This window comes from Prevotella dentalis DSM 3688 (assembly GCF_000242335.1).
GTDB classification, from domain to species: domain Bacteria; phylum Bacteroidota; class Bacteroidia; order Bacteroidales; family Bacteroidaceae; genus Prevotella; species Prevotella seregens.
This window is the reverse complement of sequence record NC_019960.1, coordinates 1,711,435-1,729,654: the sequence shown is the minus strand read 5'-3', so window position 1 is coordinate 1,729,654 and position 18,220 is coordinate 1,711,435. Positions and strand designations below refer to the sequence as shown.

General features: G+C 54.9%; 14 protein-coding genes. 5 read left to right on the top strand and 9 right to left on the bottom strand.

Annotated features, from left to right (window positions below):
- Positions 1-10: 10 nt before the first annotated feature.
- From PREDE_RS06805 to PREDE_RS06795, 3 genes are all read right to left on the bottom strand, one after another.
- Positions 11-1,240: a site-specific integrase gene (locus PREDE_RS06805; RefSeq protein WP_044127347.1), complete on the bottom strand. Its 1,230-nt coding sequence runs from the start codon at positions 1,238-1,240 to the stop codon at positions 11-13.
- Between the two features lie 389 nt (positions 1,241-1,629).
- Positions 1,630-2,589 (bottom strand): phosphatase PAP2 family protein, encoded by a 960-nt coding sequence (locus PREDE_RS06800; RefSeq protein ID WP_005845312.1) that lies wholly within the window; start codon positions 2,587-2,589, stop codon positions 1,630-1,632.
- Complete coding sequence (locus PREDE_RS06795) at positions 2,586-3,581, bottom strand: NAD-dependent epimerase/dehydratase family protein (RefSeq protein ID WP_005845310.1); 996 nt, start codon at positions 3,579-3,581, stop codon at positions 2,586-2,588. The genes PREDE_RS06800 and PREDE_RS06795 overlap by 4 nt, the downstream gene beginning before the upstream one ends.
- 143 nt (positions 3,582-3,724) lie before the next feature.
- Here PREDE_RS06795 and rnr point away from each other — a divergent pair, with 143 nt between their 5' ends.
- The 3 genes from rnr (at position 3,725) to PREDE_RS14255 (ending at position 6,608) form a co-directional block, all read left to right on the top strand.
- On the top strand, positions 3,725-5,923 hold the full coding sequence (gene rnr / locus PREDE_RS06790) for a ribonuclease R (protein WP_005845308.1): 2,199 nt from the start codon (positions 3,725-3,727) through the stop codon (positions 5,921-5,923).
- 45 nt (positions 5,924-5,968) lie between these two features.
- Complete coding sequence (locus PREDE_RS06785; RefSeq protein ID WP_005845307.1) at positions 5,969-6,277, top strand: nucleotidyltransferase family protein; 309 nt, start codon at positions 5,969-5,971, stop codon at positions 6,275-6,277.
- Positions 6,278-6,371: 94 nt separating this feature from the next.
- Positions 6,372-6,608, top strand: coding sequence for a HepT-like ribonuclease domain-containing protein (locus tag PREDE_RS14255; protein ID WP_316917651.1), 237 nt, complete (start codon positions 6,372-6,374; stop codon positions 6,606-6,608).
- Between the two features lie 368 nt (positions 6,609-6,976).
- Here PREDE_RS14255 and PREDE_RS06775 read toward each other — a convergent pair whose 3' ends face one another.
- A complete protein-coding gene (locus tag PREDE_RS06775) occupies positions 6,977-7,618 on the bottom strand; it encodes a DUF4294 domain-containing protein (protein ID WP_027953049.1) in 642 nt (213 codons plus the stop codon).
- Positions 7,619-7,750: 132 nt separating this feature from the next.
- Between PREDE_RS06775 and PREDE_RS06770 the strand changes: the two genes are divergently transcribed.
- A complete protein-coding gene (locus PREDE_RS06770) occupies positions 7,751-9,751 on the top strand; it encodes a helix-hairpin-helix domain-containing protein (RefSeq protein WP_005845302.1) in 2,001 nt (666 codons plus the stop codon).
- A 13-nt stretch (positions 9,752-9,764) separates the two neighbouring features.
- Here PREDE_RS06770 and PREDE_RS06765 read toward each other — a convergent pair whose 3' ends face one another.
- From PREDE_RS06765 to leuS, 5 genes are all read right to left on the bottom strand, one after another.
- Entirely contained in the window at positions 9,765-10,595 is an 831-nt protein-coding gene (locus tag PREDE_RS06765) for a glycosyltransferase family 2 protein (protein ID WP_005845301.1), read from the bottom strand.
- A gap of 498 nt (positions 10,596-11,093) precedes the next feature.
- The gene (gene porZ, locus PREDE_RS06760) at positions 11,094-13,160 is read right to left on the bottom strand and encodes a type IX secretion system anionic LPS delivery protein PorZ (protein ID WP_015298583.1); all 2,067 of its coding nucleotides are present in this window, start codon (positions 13,158-13,160) and stop codon (positions 11,094-11,096) included.
- 95 nt (positions 13,161-13,255) lie between these two features.
- A complete protein-coding gene (locus PREDE_RS06755) occupies positions 13,256-13,855 on the bottom strand; it encodes a non-canonical purine NTP diphosphatase (protein ID WP_005845296.1) in 600 nt (199 codons plus the stop codon).
- A gap of 28 nt (positions 13,856-13,883) precedes the next feature.
- Positions 13,884-14,837, bottom strand: coding sequence for a YitT family protein (locus PREDE_RS06750; RefSeq protein WP_005845295.1), 954 nt, complete (start codon positions 14,835-14,837; stop codon positions 13,884-13,886).
- Between the two features lie 50 nt (positions 14,838-14,887).
- Positions 14,888-17,749, bottom strand: coding sequence for a leucine--tRNA ligase (leuS, locus tag PREDE_RS06745; RefSeq protein WP_005845294.1), 2,862 nt, complete (start codon positions 17,747-17,749; stop codon positions 14,888-14,890).
- Positions 17,750-17,806: 57 nt separating this feature from the next.
- Between leuS and PREDE_RS13865 the strand changes: the two genes are divergently transcribed.
- Positions 17,807-17,989 (top strand): hypothetical protein, encoded by a 183-nt coding sequence (locus PREDE_RS13865; protein WP_154648451.1) that lies wholly within the window; start codon positions 17,807-17,809, stop codon positions 17,987-17,989.
- Positions 17,990-18,220 lie beyond the last annotated feature (231 nt).

Genomic DNA, 18,220 nt, shown 5'->3' with positions numbered 1-18,220 from the left:
AAAATCTTGGTTAAATGGTTAAACGTAAATCCTCAGTGAAAGAGAGGAAACGGTTAAACTCTTCAAAGAGTTTCTGTGGGGTAACCTTCGCATAACGTTCGGTCATACTTACATTCGTATGTCCCAGCATCTTGCTGACCGTTTCAATAGGAACGCCCTGTTCCAAGGTGATAAGTGTGGCAAAGGTATGTCTTGCCGTGTGCGAGGTAAAGGGAAAAGAAATACCTGCCCGTAATCGCAAGGCTTTGAGACAAGACTGATAAGTGGGATATTTGATATGGGGGATCAGTGTTTCCCTTTCATCGCTGTGCATTTTCTCTATTAACCGAACAGCTTCGGGCAATAACTTGATACGACAAAGCACGCCCGTCTTTTGTCTGTTGAACTTCAACCACAAACTGCCTGCATCATCACGAACAAGATGCTTCTTGCTTAGTTCCATCAAATCACAATAGGTTGCACCAGTATAACAGGCGAAGAGAAACACATCACGAGCAGTTCCCATTTCTTTTTCCAATTCATCAAAGCAGAGTGCCTTCAACTTGTCCAATGCTTCTTTGTCAAGAGCTTTAGGTGCTTTCTTGTCTCCTCGTTCTATATGTACTTTATCAAACAGAAGCGTATCAGCCAACCCCTCACGATAAGCCAACCTGCAGACGGTCTTCAAATCGGCAGCAACTCTGAAGAATGTGCTTTGCTGATGACCGAGTTCGCCAAGACAAAATGCTTGTAATTCGTAGATAAAGTTTTCTGTCAGCTGCGAGAAAACCAAGTCCGAAACATGATACTTCCTCTGAATGAACTCCTGCAATCGTTTCCGAGTGGAATGATAGGCAGACATAGACTCTTCCTTGATGTCTATACCGATATGGCTTTCTTTCTCCTTGATGAGCATATCCAACCTTTCGATGAGCATACATCTTGCCTGTACGCTGCCTTGAAACTGTTCCTTTACATCAGTTGCATCAAATGGCTGTCCTTTGGCAATTAGCGACTGATAGGTAGATTGAATGGAAAGCAACAAGTTCTCCAACCTTCCGTTAATCTCCACCGCCTCACGGCTTTTGCCGTCCATCCTGCTCTCACGTGAATTCCATAAGCCGGGATTGCAGGAGAGTTTACAACTAAACTGGGCAATGGAGCGTCCAATGGTAATACGCCCCATAATCGGAGCTTTCCCCGACTTGTCCAAACCGCTCTTTTTAAGGTAGAGCAACACTTTCATCTTTTCTTTTTCCATACGCTTTAATATTTGTGGGTAAAGTTACCCGAATTAAAGCGTTCCTCACTTACGCAGAAAACTGCCGACCAAAGCAACAGCCACACGAGCTAAAATAATTCAGTTACCGAATACTGCACCATCGTTACCAACATCAAAATAGGGTAACACTCTGGTAACTGAACTTCTGCCTAAATCTGCATATTTCTGCCCTTTACAAACAGAGCAACATCATGCTAATTTGTGCATTCCATCCTCATTATCAGTTAGTTTGCGCCAACTCCTATATTTCTTCATTTTCATTGATTAGTTACGGCGTGTTGGCGTTGCGATTGCGGTGTAATCGCGTTGCGATTACACCGTTATTCTTTTGCCATTAAACGCTAAAGGGAAAAAGACTGTGGGGTCGACTACACATTGCGGCGCGCCACCCACGACCACAACACATAGAAAAGCACGCCCGCCGCCAGGCCGGCCACCACGTCGATGGCATAGTGGGCACGGATGTAGACCGTGGCCACGCAGATGAGCAAGGCAAAGGGCAGCAGCCCGAAGAAGAGCCGACGGCTGCCCGTCCGCCAGGCCAGCAGCATGCACACCAGGGCGATGCCCACATGCGAACTGGGGAAAGCGGCCGTGGGCCGCTCGCCGGCGTTGTGCACATCGGCTATAAGATGATAGAAGAAACCGTCCTTATAGCCGGGCGATTCCAGCATGTCGGTGTGGGTGCGGAAGTAGTCTCCCACGGCGGGAAACACGCCGCGGGCTATCTGGTCCAGCCCCACGGCCTTATAATAATACATGGGCCCGGTGACGGGCACAAGGTCGTAGATGACGTAGAAAGCGAAAAACGAGGCCAGAATGATGAACCCCGCCCGCTCGAACTCCTTGTAACGGGCCAGGAAATAGTAGATTGTCACCGTGGCGATGATTGGGAAATAGCTGGCATAGGCCATGTCGAGCAGCTCGCTCACCACGGCCTGGGGGAAGCGCTGGGCCAGCACCAGGGCGGGCTGGAACCCGAAAAGGCTCTGCTCGGCCCGCGCAAAGAAGGGGTCGAGATTGGGGAAGAGGCTATTCAGCTGGTAGGTGTCGGCATACCACCAGCTGAGCATCGACAGCTGTACGGCCACGCGCAGGAACCGCGTGATGCGGCAGGGCACGAGCCTGTAGACCAGCCACATGCCCACCGTGACGGCCCCGATGCGTACGCGGCCCCACACCATCGCGTCGGGATGCTGCAGCTTGGTGAAAGCGAAGAGCACGATAAGCAGCGTGAAAAGCATGTAGGCCAGCACGGCCCATTCCAGTGCCATGAGCCCCTTGCGCGGGTTGCGCTCTATCTCGAAGTACTTGCCGATATGCTTCATAGCCAATGGTTTTCACGATACCAGGCCACAGCCTCCTGCACGCCACGGCGCAGGTCGTACTGCGGATGGTAGCCCAGCTCGTCGCAGGCCGGCTCGATGTTGCAGCGCCAGTTGCGTTGTTTCAGAATGTTGTACTTGTCGTTGTTCAGCGCGCTCATGTGTCCCGTGGCCCGTCCTGCGTATTCCCCGCAGAAGGTGACGGCGCGGAGCACCCACAGGGGGGCCTTGATGCGCACCCACCAAGGGCGACCCAGCGCCCGGTGCAGCTCGTCGCTGAAGGTGGAACTCTGGTAGACATTGCCGTCGGAAATGAAGTATTTGCGTCCCGACATGCCCCGGTCCAAGGCCATGAATACGGCTTGAACCAGGTCCCTGACGTAGACAAAGGTGATGTCCTGACGCTTGAAACCCACACTGAAGTCCACGTGCTGCTTGATGCTCTTGGCCATGAGGAAGTAGTCTTTCTCGCGTGGCCCGTACACGCCCGTGGGGCGCAGCACCACGTAATTGAACGCATTGCCGATGGAATCGAGGAACTGTTCTGCCTTCAGCTTGCTGCGGCCGTAGGCCGTGTTGGGGCGCGGCGTGTCGCTTTCATCGATTTCAGCATAGGGCTGCTCCTCCTTGACGGCGCCGAAAACACTCAGGCTGCTCATGTAGATAAAGCGTTTGAGCGGCATGCCCAGCTTGAGAATGGCGTTCACCAAGTGCACGGTGCCCTCGTAATTCACCCGGAAAAAGTCTTCGGCATGCAGGCATTTGGTGGCCCCGGCGGCGTGCACCACGTAGTCGAAAGCGTGTCCCGAGAGCTGCTCCATGAGCTGCTCCTCGGACGAAAAATCAAGTTCGATGAAATGAATGCGCCCATCTTGCAGATACTTGCGCGAGCTGTTTCGGCGCACGGCGGCCCAAGTCTCAAATCCTTGGGCCAGAGCTTCCTCCACAATGAAACTGCCAATGAACCCACTGGCACCGGTAATGAGAATCTTCATCAAGCGTTAACGTAATCTCCTATAGTTCACATCGCAAAGGTACCACAATTCCAACGAATTGCAAAATAATCAAAATGAAATTAGGATTCTTCAATTCTTTTTTGTTAATTTGCATGTAACAAGTATTTAAAACTACCGACAATATGGCTAAAGGAAAGAAAGGCGGCAAGCGCATGACGAAGAAACAACTCACGGAAAAACTGGTGCAGTTCTTCTCGTCGCAGCCGGGAAAGACATTGTCTTTCAAGGAAATATTCCGCATGCTGCACCTCGACACGCACCCGCTGAAGATGCTTGCCATCGACGTGATGGAGGAAATGGCGTGGGACGACTTCATAACGAAAGTCACTGAAACCTCTTACGCCCTCAACACCAAGGGGCAGGTGCAGGACGGAACCTTTATCCGCAAGACCAATGGAAAGAACTCTTTCGTGCCCGATGGCGGCGACAAGCCTATCTTTGTGGCCGAGCGCAACTCCATGTCGGCCCTGACGGGCGACCGCGTGCGCGTGTCGTTCATGGCCCGACGGCAAAGGCACATCAAGGAGGCGCAGGTCATCGAGATACTCAAGCGGGCCAAGGACGTGTTTGTGGGACGGCTTCGCGTGGACCGCGACATTGCTTTCCTCGTGCCCCAGAACGACACTTTCGTGCACGATGTGCTCATTCCCAAGAAGAAGCTCAAGGGCGGAAAGACGGGCGACAAGGCCCTGGTGAGGATTGTGCAATGGCCCGATCAGGACCATCGCAACCTGATGGGCGAGGTCGTCGACGTGCTCGGGCCGAGCGGTGAGAATGATGTAGAGATGAACACCATCCTGGCACAGTATGGCCTGCCCTATAAATACCCGAAGCATGTAGAGGAGGCTGCCAACAGGATCAGTGGAGAAATCACGCCCGAGGACGAGGCCGAACGCGAGGATTTCCGCAGCGTTTGGACCTGCACCATCGACCCAGCGGACGCCAAAGACTTCGACGATGCACTCTCGATCAGGCAGCTCGACAAGGGCCTCTACCAGGTGGGCGTGCACATTGCAGACGTGTCTCACTACGTGACCGAGGGCAGCATCATCGACAAGGAGGCCGTGAAACGGGCCACATCCGTCTATCTTGTGGACCGCACCATCCCCATGTTGCCCGAGCGGCTCTGCAATTTCATCTGCTCGCTGCGCCCGGATGAGGACAAGTTGGCCTACAGCGTCGTCTTCAATCTTGACGAAGAGGCCAACATAAAGAACCATCGCATCGTGCACACCATCATCCGATCGAAACGCCGCTACGCCTATGAGGAGGCGCAGCAGGTACTTGAAGCCAACGGCGTGGTGGACGGAACGGGCAACCCTGCCCCCGATCCCGGCAAGAAAGGATACAAGGGAGACAATGGCTGGGAGCTGTGCACGCTGGACCGGCTGGCCAAGAAACTGCGCGCACAACGGTTCAGAAACGGGTCGGTGAAGTTCGATTCCGAGGAGCTGCACTTCGACATCGACGAGAAAGGACACCCCACACGCGCTTTCTTCAAACGCTCGAAAGACGCCAACAAGCTCATCGAGGAGTTCATGCTGCTGGCCAACCGCACCGTGGCCGAGAGCATAGGGCGAAGGCCTAAAGGCAAGACCGCCAAGACTCTGCCCTACCGAATACACGACAATCCCGACCCGCAGAAGATGGAAAACCTGCGCGAATTCATCGTGAAATTCGGTTACAAGGTGAAGACCGACGGCACACGCAGCGCCATGGCACGGAGCATTAACAAGCTCATGGACGACTGCGAGGGCAAGCGCGAGCAGAAACTCATCCAGGCCGTGGCTCTCAGAGCCATGATGAAGGCCAAGTACAGCGTGCACAACATCGGGCACTTCGGCCTGGCTTTCGACTACTACACGCACTTCACTTCGCCCATTCGCCGCTATCCCGACATGATGGTTCACCGACTGCTAACCAAATATGCACAGGGCGGACGCTCGGCAAACGAGAAGCATTGCGAGGAACTCTGCGAGCATTGCTCGGAAATGGAGCAGATTGCACAGAACGCAGAGCGCGACTCCATCAAGTACAAGATGGTGGAATACATGGCCGACAAGCTCGGAAACGAGTACGACGCCCACATCAGCGGCATCACAAGCTACGGCATCTATGCCGAAATCGACGAGAATCACTGCGAAGGAATGGTGCCGATGCGCGACCTGGACGACGACTATTACGACTTCGACGAGAGAAATTTCCTGCTTCGCGGCCGTCGCCATCACCACAAATACCAACTGGGAGATGCCGTCCGCATCAAGGTGGCCAAGGCCAATTTGGAGAAGCGGCAGCTCGATTTCACACTGGCTGAAAAGTAGAAAGACATACACCCGGCCCCGTAGAATCCCCATAAAAACAGAACAATGATGAACGAAAACATCAAGACTCTGATTCCGAAAATACAGACATTCTTGGTGAATCAACCCATCAAGAGAGCATGGTTGTTCGGTTCTTTCTCGCGTGGAGAAGAAAAACCGGACAGCGATATTGACATTCTCGTGCAATATGACGAGGCTGCCGGCATCTCTCTCTTCACCATTTCGAGAATCATGGTCCAGATGAAGAAGCTGCTTGGACGGGATGTCGACCTCGTAGAACAGGACAGACTGCTCCCCTTTGCCAGCGATTCGGCCAACCACGACAAGATTTTGATTTATGAGAGAAAGGATTAAGGATAGAGGACGACTGGAACATATCCTTGCGGCCATCAATGTTTTGCTTGACTACAAAGACAAATACAGTTTTGAAGAAGCCAAGTAAAATCCCATCGTTTTCTTTGGTTTCGTCAAGCATATAGAAATCATCGGCGAAGCTGTGTACATGCTTACCAAAGCGTTCAGGGCGGAACACCCGGAAATTGAATGGGATGTCATTGAAGGTATGCGGCATGTTCTGGTCCACAGCTACTATACTATCAGACCCGAACAGGTGTGGCTGACCATAGAAACAGATATTCCAGCCCTGAAGCCGCAGATAGAAAAGCTCGTGGAAAACGGTGTCTAACAAAAACAAGTCCCCACCTCTCCCAATGGGAGATGGGGACTTCTGCTAACCTAAAAACCAATCTTTTACTTACCTCAATACTGACTAACTACCTAATGAAAAACCTAAAAATCTAATCTTAAACCTAAAAACTAAAAACCTATATGAAACAATCTACTAACCTTAAACCTATTGAATGAGTGCCAATCGGATGTCTTCTCGCGAGGACTTTGCTTCCTTTTGACGATGCAAAGGTAGGAAGATTGGCCGCAGCACGCAACTTTTTCGCTGTGATAATCGTAAAATCATGCCTTTTATTGACCTAAATCAACAACTTGTGCACGTACACAACAGTTTAATAAGGCTTTCTTAGCTTTGCCGGGAGGCGGTCAAAGCTGGCCGGCCTCTACCTGAAGCACGATCCTTTCGGTGAGGCGGTCCACGCCGTCAGGGTCGTATTGCTTTTTCAGGCTGGCCCCAAACACCCACGCAAAGGCCTGGTAGAAACCGGCACGAATGGGCCCAAGGAATCCCTTGATGAGCTCATAGCTGGAGCTGTTGCACTCGCGATAAATCAGTCGGATGAGTAATTTGCCCTGGCTATAGGTCAGTTTCTTCATGCGTGGCGTGTATTCTTTCTTGATGCTGGCCTCTACAGTCTTCATGTGGGCGTCGCGCGCCTTCTTGTTGGGCAGGGTCTCGAGGTAGTCGCCGGTCTCTATAATGATGCGGTTCACCTCCTTGGCGATGGGCAAAACCTTCTTGATGTTGTAGACCAGACGGTTGTAAGCGGCCCGCTGCCGCGCGTCCTTGAACACCGGCTGCGAGAAAACCCAGACGTTGTTCAGCTCTACATACTGTATGGAATCCCTGCCCTGTAGCACCTTTCCCACCTTGACCATAGGCACAAACGTGGGACTGTCCATATCCACCTCCATGTCTTCGGGATTGATATGGCCGGGACGGTCGCTCTGGGCCTTGGCGCAAAGGGACATGGCCAGCGACAGCAGGATGACGGGCAACATCTTCATTACAGCTGCAAAAATACAATCTATTTGGCCAATGACAAAGCAAAAGCGTTTAAAAAATATGTATTTTTCCTTGCCGTTTTCGGCAGAAACCATTAATTTTGAGCATCTATCTACATTCCTGAACCAACTGATGTGAAGCAAATACTCGCCATCATCTGCATGCTGTGGACGACACTGCCCACACCGCTCCACGCCCAACAACGGGAGACGTGGGCGGAATACTTCAGCCGCACGGGGCAGCTGGAGGATGCCGAATCGGCCCATTGGGAACAAACCTACGACGAACTCTGCGAACTGCGGGCCCACAAGCTGGACATCAACCGCTGTTCGCGCGAAGACCTGCAGCGGCTGCCGTTCCTCTCCGACCGGCAAATCATGGACCTGATGGAGTATCGCGACCGGGCCGGACGCCTGGAGTCGCCCCTCGAACTGCGCATGATTCCCAGCATGGACAGGCAGGATGCCGACATGCTGGAGCAATTTATCTTCTTCGGGGCAGAGGCTTCGGCCGATACACTGCCCTCCTGGCGCCATATCATAAGGCATGGCCGGCACCAGCTCACCACGCTCGTCAAGATTCCGTTTTACCGTCGCGACGGCGACCGAAACGGCTATCTGGGCTATCCCTACAAGCACTGGCTGCGCTATGCTTTCAGTGCCGGGCCCCGTATCAAGGCGGGATTCGTGGCCGCGCAGGATGCCGGCGAACCCTTTTTTGCCGGGAAAAACGCCGCGGGCTACGACTATTACACCTTATATATTATGGTAAGGGACGCCGGCCGGCTGCGCAATCTCGTTCTGGGCCGATACCGGTTGCGGTTCGGCATGGGGCTGGTGATGAACAACTCCTTCGGCCTGGGCAAGCTCAACACACTGGCCATGCTGGGGCGAACGACCAATGCCGTCTTTGCCCACAGCAGCCGATCGGAGGCCAACTACCTGCAAGGGGCGGCCGCGACCTACCGCATTGCGCGGGGCTTGGAGCTCACAACCTTTGCGTCCTGGCGCAAGGTGGACGTCACGCTCAACGCCGATTCCACCTCGATAGCCACCCTGCTTACGTCGGGTTACCACCGAACGGCCCGAGAATTACGGCGTAAACGCAACGCGTCTACGGCGTTATGGGGCGGCCATTTCGGCGTAAACGCCGGGCGATTTCGGCTTGGAACTACGGCGATTTACGCCTCTTTCGACCGAGAGCTGCGCCCCGACGTCTCCCGGCGCTACCGCCAATGGCATCCCGCCGGCCGCCGTTTCTGGAACGTCGGCATGGACTATGGCTATGTCTCCGGCCGCCTCACCATCGCCGGCGAGACGGCCACGGGCACGCGAAATGCCGTGGCCACGCTCAACACCGTGAGCTACCGGCTGTGCAGCAACCTCTCGTTCATGGCCCTTCAGCGGTACTATCCTTACCAATACTATCCGCTCTACGGCCAGAGTTTCAGCGACGGCGGGGCGGTGAACAACGAGAGCGGCGTCTATCTGGGCGGCGTATGGATGCCCGCGGCAGGCGTGAACGTGCTGTTCTATACGGATGCGGCCTACTTTGCCTGGCCCAGATACCGGGCCTCACAATCGTCGCACAGCTGGGACAATCTGGTGCAGGTTACGCGCGACCGCGGCCCCTGGAGCCTGCTGGCACGCTATCGGCTGCGCATGCGCGAGCAGGACAACCCCGGCCATTCGGCCCTGACCTACAAGCGGGAACACCGCGGCCGACTCGCCGCCACCTATGCCTCGCACCACTGGACGGCCAAAACACAGGCCGACCTGGCCTGTTGCCATTTCGCGCAAAACAGTCTGGGCTGTATGATTACCGAGAATCTGGGCTACGTTCACCGCCGCTTCCGGCTGCATGCCACCGTGGGCTACTTCCACACCGACGACTACAACTCGCGCCTCTACACCTACGAGCCGGGCATGCTCCATGAGTTTTCGTTCCCGTCGTTCTGGGGTCACGGCATCCGCTACGCCCTCACGGCCCGGGCCGAACTGGGCCGCCATGCCCTCGTGCTGGCCAAAATAGCCACCACAGACTATTTTGACCGCTCCCAAATAGGCAGCGGCCTGCAAACCATCCGGGCCAGCAGCATGACCGATATGGAGCTGCAGCTCCGGCTTCAACTATAATCAGGAAAACTCCTTATCCCTCCATGCCCGGCTTTTTCACGCCAAACGCCGTCGTGACGGCATGCCATCGGCGCGTTTGGCGGCGTATTTCCATGTTGCGTTCCAAGGCTTCGCGGTTCACGTAGGGGCGGCTGTGGTCCAGATGCAACACAATGGCACTATAGCGAATTTGCCTTCCGCGCAGACCGAGATTCACCAGCCGCTCGCCCATCTCGCGGTCCTCGCCCCCGTATTGCATGCGTTCGTCGAAGCCGTTCACCCGCAGAATGTCCTCGCGCCACGCGCTCGAGTTCATGCCGTTCCAGGTGGCGCGCGTCGGGGTGAGGAGGTTCATCCAGGTCCATCCCATCAGTTTGGTGCACTTGAAACTCCAGTGCACGCCCTGCTCTTTGAGCCAACCATAGCTGAAGGCGCGCCCACAGGCCACGTCCTCGCACGTTATCGCCTTGCTCACGGCCATGGGCAGCTTGAAATACCCACCGCTCAGGAAGCAGCCCCGGCGGGCCAGCCGCTCGTGCATGGCTATGAAGTCGCGCCGCGGAATGCAGTCCTGGTCGGTAAAAATCAGGTAGTCGGCGGTGGCCGCTTTCAAGGCCTCGTTCAGTATTTTGGTCTTGCGAAACCCCTTGTCCTCGTGCCACACGTGGCGGATGGGCAGCCTGTCGCGATAGCGACGGAGCAGTGCCGCCGTCGCCTCGGTGGAGCCGTCGTCGGCAATAATCAGCTCGTCGGCCATGCGTTCCTGGCAGAGATAGCCCCACAAAGTCTTCTCCAACCACTCGGGATTGTTGTAGGTCGAGATGACAACAGCCATTGTCATGGGTCGGTCTGTGCGTTGGTCCATCGCGTCTGCATGCTTAAAGGTTGTGGTTGCAAAGATAGTTCATTTTCCTTAAACCGCCACCCCTGCAACCCAATAACACGGCAAATCATGTTCAATAAACCTGTGGATAAGTGTGTGGATAACTCCATGGATAACTATGCTCATAACTTTCGGGTTATCCACAGCGGCAGCTCCCGCCACCGTCGGGCGTGGAAATCCACAGGTTTATACAGTGGCAGACTGTCCATTATCCACAGTTTTCCACGCCCTAAAATTATCCACGTGATGCTTATCCACCGTTTTCCATCGGTGTGGATAAGTCCGTAAACCTTTCAATGCGAGCCAAAAGATATACCGCCGGCCATGGACAAACGCCACCCAAACGTGGATAAGCAAACAGCCAAACCTTTGGCCGGTGATTTATCCACTTATCCACGGCATATCATATTCTTCTTTTCTCTTTTTTAAAAAAGAAGAAAGGAAAGAAGAATATAATAAGGTGTGGATAGCTTGGTGGGATTATCTGACGATGGCTATTTTGCAGACCACGCCTTTCTCGCCCTCGGCGGTGGCCACTTCGACCATGTAGACGCCGCTGGCCACCCGGCGGCCGTCGCGGTCGAGACCGTACCAGCGGCATTGTCCGCCGCTGGCACGACCTTCATAGACGAGGGTGCCGTTGCTGTTTACAATCTTCACGTCGGCGCGCTCGTCCAGTCCGGTGATGGTGATGGCGCCCATATAGTCGGGCCGCACGGGGTTGGGATAGGCGTAAACGCTGGCTTTGGTCATGCCGTCGGCGGCCGTCGGGGCGTTGCTCATATAGGAGCAGAGCCCCTTGCCGGTGCCTATATACACCTCGCCTGTGGCTTCATTGAGGGCAATCGACTCAATGTTGTTGGAGAGGAGCATGCTGTTTTCGCGGGTGAAGTGCTGTATCTGCATCAGGTTGTTGCTGCTGATGAGGTACACTCCGTTGCTGTTTGTGCCAAACCATTTGCGGTTGGCCTGGTCCACTACCATGCAGGAGATGTCCACTTTGTCGAGCAGATAGTCGGCGTAGTTGGTGCCGTCGTTGCGCGGCACCTTGACCTGAGTGAAGACAGGACTGGCTGCCGTGATCTGGTTGGGCGGCAGAAGCAGCGGCCCCACATTGGTGCACACCCAGATGTTGCCCTCCCGGTCTTCGGCGATGCAGCGCACATAGCTCACATTTACCGTGGTTCCGTCTTCGTTGACAAAGCTCGTCAGGCACTTCAGTGCGTCGTTGCCGGGCTGGTAGCAGATGGCCTGGGGCGCGCCCGAATGGTTGTTTGGAATCCAGAGCAGGCCCCGACTGTCGATGATGGGGGTGTTGAGGCGGCCCAGCGAGTAGCCGTTGTGCATGAGTTCCGGCTTGTGCAGGTTCTCCCACTGGCCGTCGTGGGAGTATTTCAGCAGGGAAGTGGTGGCGCTGAGACTGTTGAGCACCCAGAGGTTGGCGCCGGCATCGAACTTGATGCCCTGCACAATGTTGTATTCTTTATTGGTGGCACTCACAGTGGCGGCGCCGCGCAGCGGGCTGTTGTCGGGCGTGTATTCTCCGACAAACGCGCCGTTACGGAACTCGTAGAGGCCCGTCCGACCCGATGCAAACACGTGGTTGGCGTCTCGGGGATCCACGTCTACCGAGCCCATGTCCAGGTAGGCGTGGCCCGTTTTGGCCTCCAGCCCGTCTTCATAGATGGTCCATTTGTCGCCGTCGAGCACCTGCACGCAGCCCGGCCGGAAGAGATCGTCGTCGGGTGGATAGCCTCCTCCCACGGTGTAGAGCTTCCCGTCGTAGAAGCGCGAGAAGCCAAAGTAGTTGTATTTGGGGCCGCCGGGGCTGAGCGTTTTCACCAAGGCCAGCAGGTCGGCATCCATTGTTTTGGGGCGTGCGGCGAAGTCGCCCACGCGCGTCCAGTTGGTTTTGTCGAGCAGGTTGGACGTGAGCAGACCGCGGTAGAGGCCGTTGGTGTGGCTGGCTGCATAGAGGAAATTGCCCTCCACATAGCTGTAGTCCACGGTGAATCCCAGCTGATAGGTATCGCTGATTTCGGCTTGGGCCACGTTGAGCTTCAGAATGCCGAAGCCCGTCGAGAGGTAGGCCGTGGTGCCGGTCACGTCTATACTGTTCACCGTTTTGTCCACGGCCAGCGACTTGCTCATGTAGTCGGCCATGTTGGTGACCGTTCCTTGGGGCGAGAGCAGGTCGATGTTGTAGTTGTCGTAGACGATGACCAGCCTGCGTGCAGCCTGGCACCAGGCTATGTGACTGATGCCGCTGTCGTTGAGTCCGGTGGTCTTATCGAAGGTTTGGAGGCTCTGGTCGCTGCGGTTGTAGGCATAGAGGCCGCCCGACGCCAGCACGTAAAGCTGGTTTTCGCTTGCCTTTTCAATCTCGGTGGGCTCGTAATAGCTTAGGTAATTCTTCCATTTGCCGGTCTGTGCCACGGTCGCAACCGGGAAAGCGGAGAGCAGGAAAAGGGAGAAAAGGAGGGAAAGGGTGGACAGGCCGTGGGGTAGGAGAAGCCGTGGGGCGGGAATATGGCTGTGGTGTTGCATGTTTGTATGGATGAAATGGTTCATCCATACAAACGCCAAAACCGCGAAACTATTGCGCCATAAGGCGTTGGCTTTTCCTAAGAGAACGCAACGGGCTACCCGTTCAGCAGGTGTTCTGCGAGCTTGCGGACGGCCCGAGCCCGGTGGCTGATACGGTTTTTGACCTCCTCGCCCAGCTGGGCGAAGCTGCGGTCGTAGCCTTCGGGGATGAAGAGCGGGTCGTAGCCGAATCCCTCACTGCCCTGCTTCTCGGTGCCGATGCGCCCGCGCACCTCGCCCTCGAACTGGTATTCGCGGCTGCAAAACGGGTTGTCGCCCTCCATGACAATGAGGGAAATGACCGTGCGGAAACGGGCCTTACGGTTGTCTTGGCCCGTCATTTCACGCAGCAACTTGGCCATATTGGCCTCGCTGTCGTGGTCGGTGCTTTCGGCATAGCGGGCCGAATGCACGCCCGGCGCCCCGCCGAGGACCTCGACTTCCAGCCCCGTATCGTCGGCAAAACAACTGATGTGGTAGTGGTCGAACACGTATTTCGTCTTCTGGTGTGCGTTCTCCTCGAGCGTTCGGCCCGTCTCCGGGATGTCCTCGTGGCAGCCAATCTGGGCCAGCGACACGATGTCGAACTTGGGTCCGAGTATCTCTCGGATCTCGCGCAGCTTGTGCTCGTTGTTTGTTGCAAATACGATTTTCATGCGATGAATGGTCTTCTCTGGTGTTTTCCTATGCTTCCTGCGCCCCTTGGTTCTCCTTGTCCTTGGGCAGGCGCACCTTGATTTTGTCGAATCCCTCGCCATATACGCCGATGACCGAGCTCTGGCTCACGAAGGCGTTGGGGTCGATGAGCTTGATAAGACGGAAGATACTGGTGCTTTCCCGCTTCTTGGCGAGGATACAAAGCACTTTCATCTCCTGCCCGGTGTACCATCCGTGGCCGTCGAGGATGGTCACGCCATGGTCCATTTCGGTGCCGATGGCATTGGCAATCTCCTGGTATTTCTTGGAGAATATCATGAACTGCACCGACTCCCGTCGGGCATTCATCACGTAGTCGAGCATGAAATTCTCGATCACCATGGTGCATAGGCCGAACACTACCTTGTGAATGCGACCCAGTCCGTCGCCAAATTGTGGTATGAAAAGACAGCTGCCGATGATGCAAAGATCCACCAAAATGAGCACCTGGCCCAGTGAAAGGTTGTAGAATTTGTTCACCGAGGCCGCGATAATGTCGGTCCCTCCCGTGGAGCCATTGTTCATAAACACGATGGCCAACGACGTTCCCGTCATGATACAACCTATGACCAGCGACATGAAGTCTTGCCCCTCGCCCAGTATTTTCACGTAGTGACCGCTCTGATCCACCGGCATCAGCTTCTGCGACAACCATAAAATGAAGGAAAGAGCAAAGATGGCATAGATGGTTTTCATGAGGAATTTGAGGCCCAATATCTTCAAAGCCAGCACCAGAAGAACCACATTAATGACAAAGTAGCTGTACTCAATGGGGATGCTGGAGGCGTAGAAGATGATGGCCGAAATGCCTGTCACGCCACCCGTCACTATCTCGTAGGGCAGCAGAAAGGTGGTCCAGGCAAAGGCATAGAGCATGAGACCAAGCGTGATAAACACGTAGTCCTTGGCCTCATTGAATATAATCTGATGGTTAATCGTCATACCTGATGGAGCTATGAGGTTGTGGAATAGAGGGGTTGTCTCCTGAATGACTATTTCACCACGATGTTGATGATCTTCTTCGGTACCACGATGACCTTGACAATCTGCCGTCCGTCGAGGAACTTGGTGCTGCGCTCGTCGGCCAGCGTGGCCTGTTCAATGTCGGCATTGGCGGCCGAAGCGGGGAACATCTTCTGGTAGCGGGCCTTGCCGTTGAAGCTCACGGTCATCTGAATTTCGCTTTCCACCAGATAGCTCTCGTCGCACTCGGGCCACCGCGCGTCGCAAACGGTGCCCTCCTGACCCAGCTGCTGCCACAGTTCCTCGGCGATGTGGGGGGTGAAGGGCGCGATGAGCGTCACGAGAGTTTGCAGGATTTCGCGGCTGTGGCACTTCTGCTGGCCCAACTCGTTCACGCAAATCATGAAAGCTGAAATGCTTGTATTGTAGGAGAAAGCCTCGATGTCGGCCGTCACTTTCTTGATGAGCTTGTGGAGACTCTTCAGGCTTTCCCTGCCGGGATCCGCGTCGTCCACGAGGAATTGTCCGCTGCGGTTGTCCCAAAATAGGCTCCAAAACTTCTTGAGGAAGCGGAAACAGCCATCGATTCCGTTGGTGTCCCAAGGCTTGGAAGCCTCTACCGGGCCGAGGAACATCTCGTACAGGCGCAGCGTATCGGCGCCATAGTCGTGCACGATGTCGTCCGGATTCACCACGTTGTACATCGATTTCGACATCTTTTCAATGGCCCAGCCGCAGACATACTTACCGTCTTCGAGGATGAACTCGGCGTGCTCGTATTCCGGGCTCCACTTCCTGAACTCGTCAACATTGAGTACATCGTTCTTCACCAAGCCCACCCACACGTGGATGGGCGTCACATCCTTGTAGTCTTCACGCAGGTTATGGCTCACGAACACCGGCTTGTCGCTGGTGCTCAACTCGTTCACACGGTACACGAAATTGCTGCGCCCCTGGATCATTCCCTGGTTAATGAGCTTCTGAAAAGGCTCTTCTTCGCAGCTCACGCCTTGGTCGAACAGGAACTTATTCCAGAACCGACTGTAGATGAGGTGGCCTGTGGCGTGCTCCGTTCCACCCACATAAAGATCCACGTTGCGCCAGTATTCGCCGGCCGACTGGCACAGCAACGCCTGGTCATCGTGCGGGTCCATGTAGCGCAGGTAATAGGCGCTCGACCCTGCAAAGCCCGGCATAGTATAGAGGTCTATGGGGAACACGGTGGTCTGATCAATGCGTGCATTCTCCACGACTTTACGGGCCACGGTGTCCCAGGCCCACTTCTCGGCCCGTCCCAAAGGTGGCTCTCCGGTCTCGGTGGGCTTGTACTCCTTGATTTCGGGCAGCTCGACGGGCAGGCAATCTTCGGGAATCATGCGGGGAATGCCGTTGTCATAGTACACGGGGAACGGCTCGCCCCAGTAGCGTTGACGCGAGAAAATGGCGTCGCGGATGCGGAAGTTCACCTTCACACGACCGATTCCTTTCTCCGTGACAAACCGCTTGGTGGCCTCAATGGCCTCTTTCACGGTGAGCCCGTTCAGCGAGAATCCGTCGAGGCTCTGCTTGCCCTCGGCGGGCGAATTGACCACAATACCTTCCTTGGCATCGAAACTTTCCTCCTCCACGTCGGCCTCCTCGATGAGTGGAATGATGGGCAAGCCGAAGTGTTTGGCAAAGGCATGGTCGCGGCTGTCGTGGGCAGGCACGGCCATGATGGCCCCTGTTCCGTAGCCGGCAAGCACATATTCTGAGATCCAGATGGGGATGGGCTCGCCCGTCAACGGGTTGATGGCATACGAACCGGAGAACACTCCGGTCACCTTTCGGTCGGACATGCGGTCCAGTTCGGTGCGCTTCTTCACGTAGTCCAGATACTCGTTCACCTCGGTCTGCTGGCCGGGGGTGGTCACTTGAGCCACATATTCGCTCTCGGGAGCCAGTACCATGAACGTCACTCCAAACATAGTGTCGGCGCGAGTAGTGAAGATTGTAATTTTGAATTTTGAATTTTGAATTTTGAATTCCACCTCCGCACCCTCCGAACGGCCTATCCAATTCTTCTGCGTCTCGGTGATGGAGTCGCTCCACTGCACGGTGTCCAGACCGTCGAGCAGCCGTTGGGCGTAGGCCGACACGCGCAGACACCACTGGCTCATCTTCTTCTGCACCACGGGAAAACCGCCGCGCACGCTCACGCCCTCCACCACTTCGTCGTTGGCCAGGACGGTGCCCAGCCCGGCACACCAGTTTACCATCGTCTCGCCCTTGTAGGCAATGCGGTAGTTCATCAGCGTGCGGCTCTGCTCTGCCTCGTCCATTGCCAGCCACTCTTCGGCCGTGAAGTTCACGGATTCGTCGCTCTGGGCGGCATGCACACCCGCTGTTCCGTGTTCCTCAAAGTGTCTGACGAGCTCGTCTATGGGCTGTGCCTTGTTCAGTTCAGTGTCGAAATAGGAATCGAACATGCACTCAAAGGCCCACTGTGTCCAGTGATAATAGGCCGGGTCGCAGGTGCGCACCTCGCGGTTCCAGTCGAAAGAGAAGCCTATCTTGTCCAGCTGCTCGCGGTAGTGGTTGATGTTCTGCTCGGTGGTAATGGCCGGGTGCTGTCCCGTCTTGATGGCGTATTGCTCGGCCGGCAAGCCGTAGGCATCGTAGCCCATGGGGTTGAGCACATTGAATCCCTGCTGGCGTTTGTAGCGTGCATAGATGTCGCTTGCGATGTATCCGAGCGGGTGGCCCACATGCAGGCCGGCGCCGGAGGGGTAGGGAAACATATTGAGCACATAGAACTTGGGCCGTTCCGGGTCTTCCGTCACCTTGTAGGTCTTCTGGTCTACCCATCGCTTTTGCCATTTCTTTTCAATTTCTCTGAAATTGTATTCCATATTGTCGGTTGATTATTCGTTTGGTCGCGGTATTATAAAAGATGTATGCAAAGTTACATGAAAAAGGAGAAAGCACAAAGCGAAAGCCGGAAAAATGCGTGCCGCCACGCCGTCATCGTGTCGCGAAAAACGCCTCGTCGCCCGATGATTACGCCGCAAACGCCCGGCGATTACGCCGTTATCGCGTTGCGTTTACGGCGTTATTGCAGCGCGATTGCGGGTTCATCTGCAAGGCGTTAAGTATCAGGATGTAACAAAGATGCAGCATATTCATCCTTGTTGTTCCTCTCTGGTTTATAAAAATATATCCTAAAATGAAATGAATGTGCGGGAAATCGTTTAACTTTGCAATCGTGGGTGAATGATGATTCTATTGCAACCCTTGTGTCATTAACAATTTCTTGAATTACATTCTGATATGGAAGTTGTATAAATATTAAAACATTCTGATATTCAATTAGTTAGCAAAAT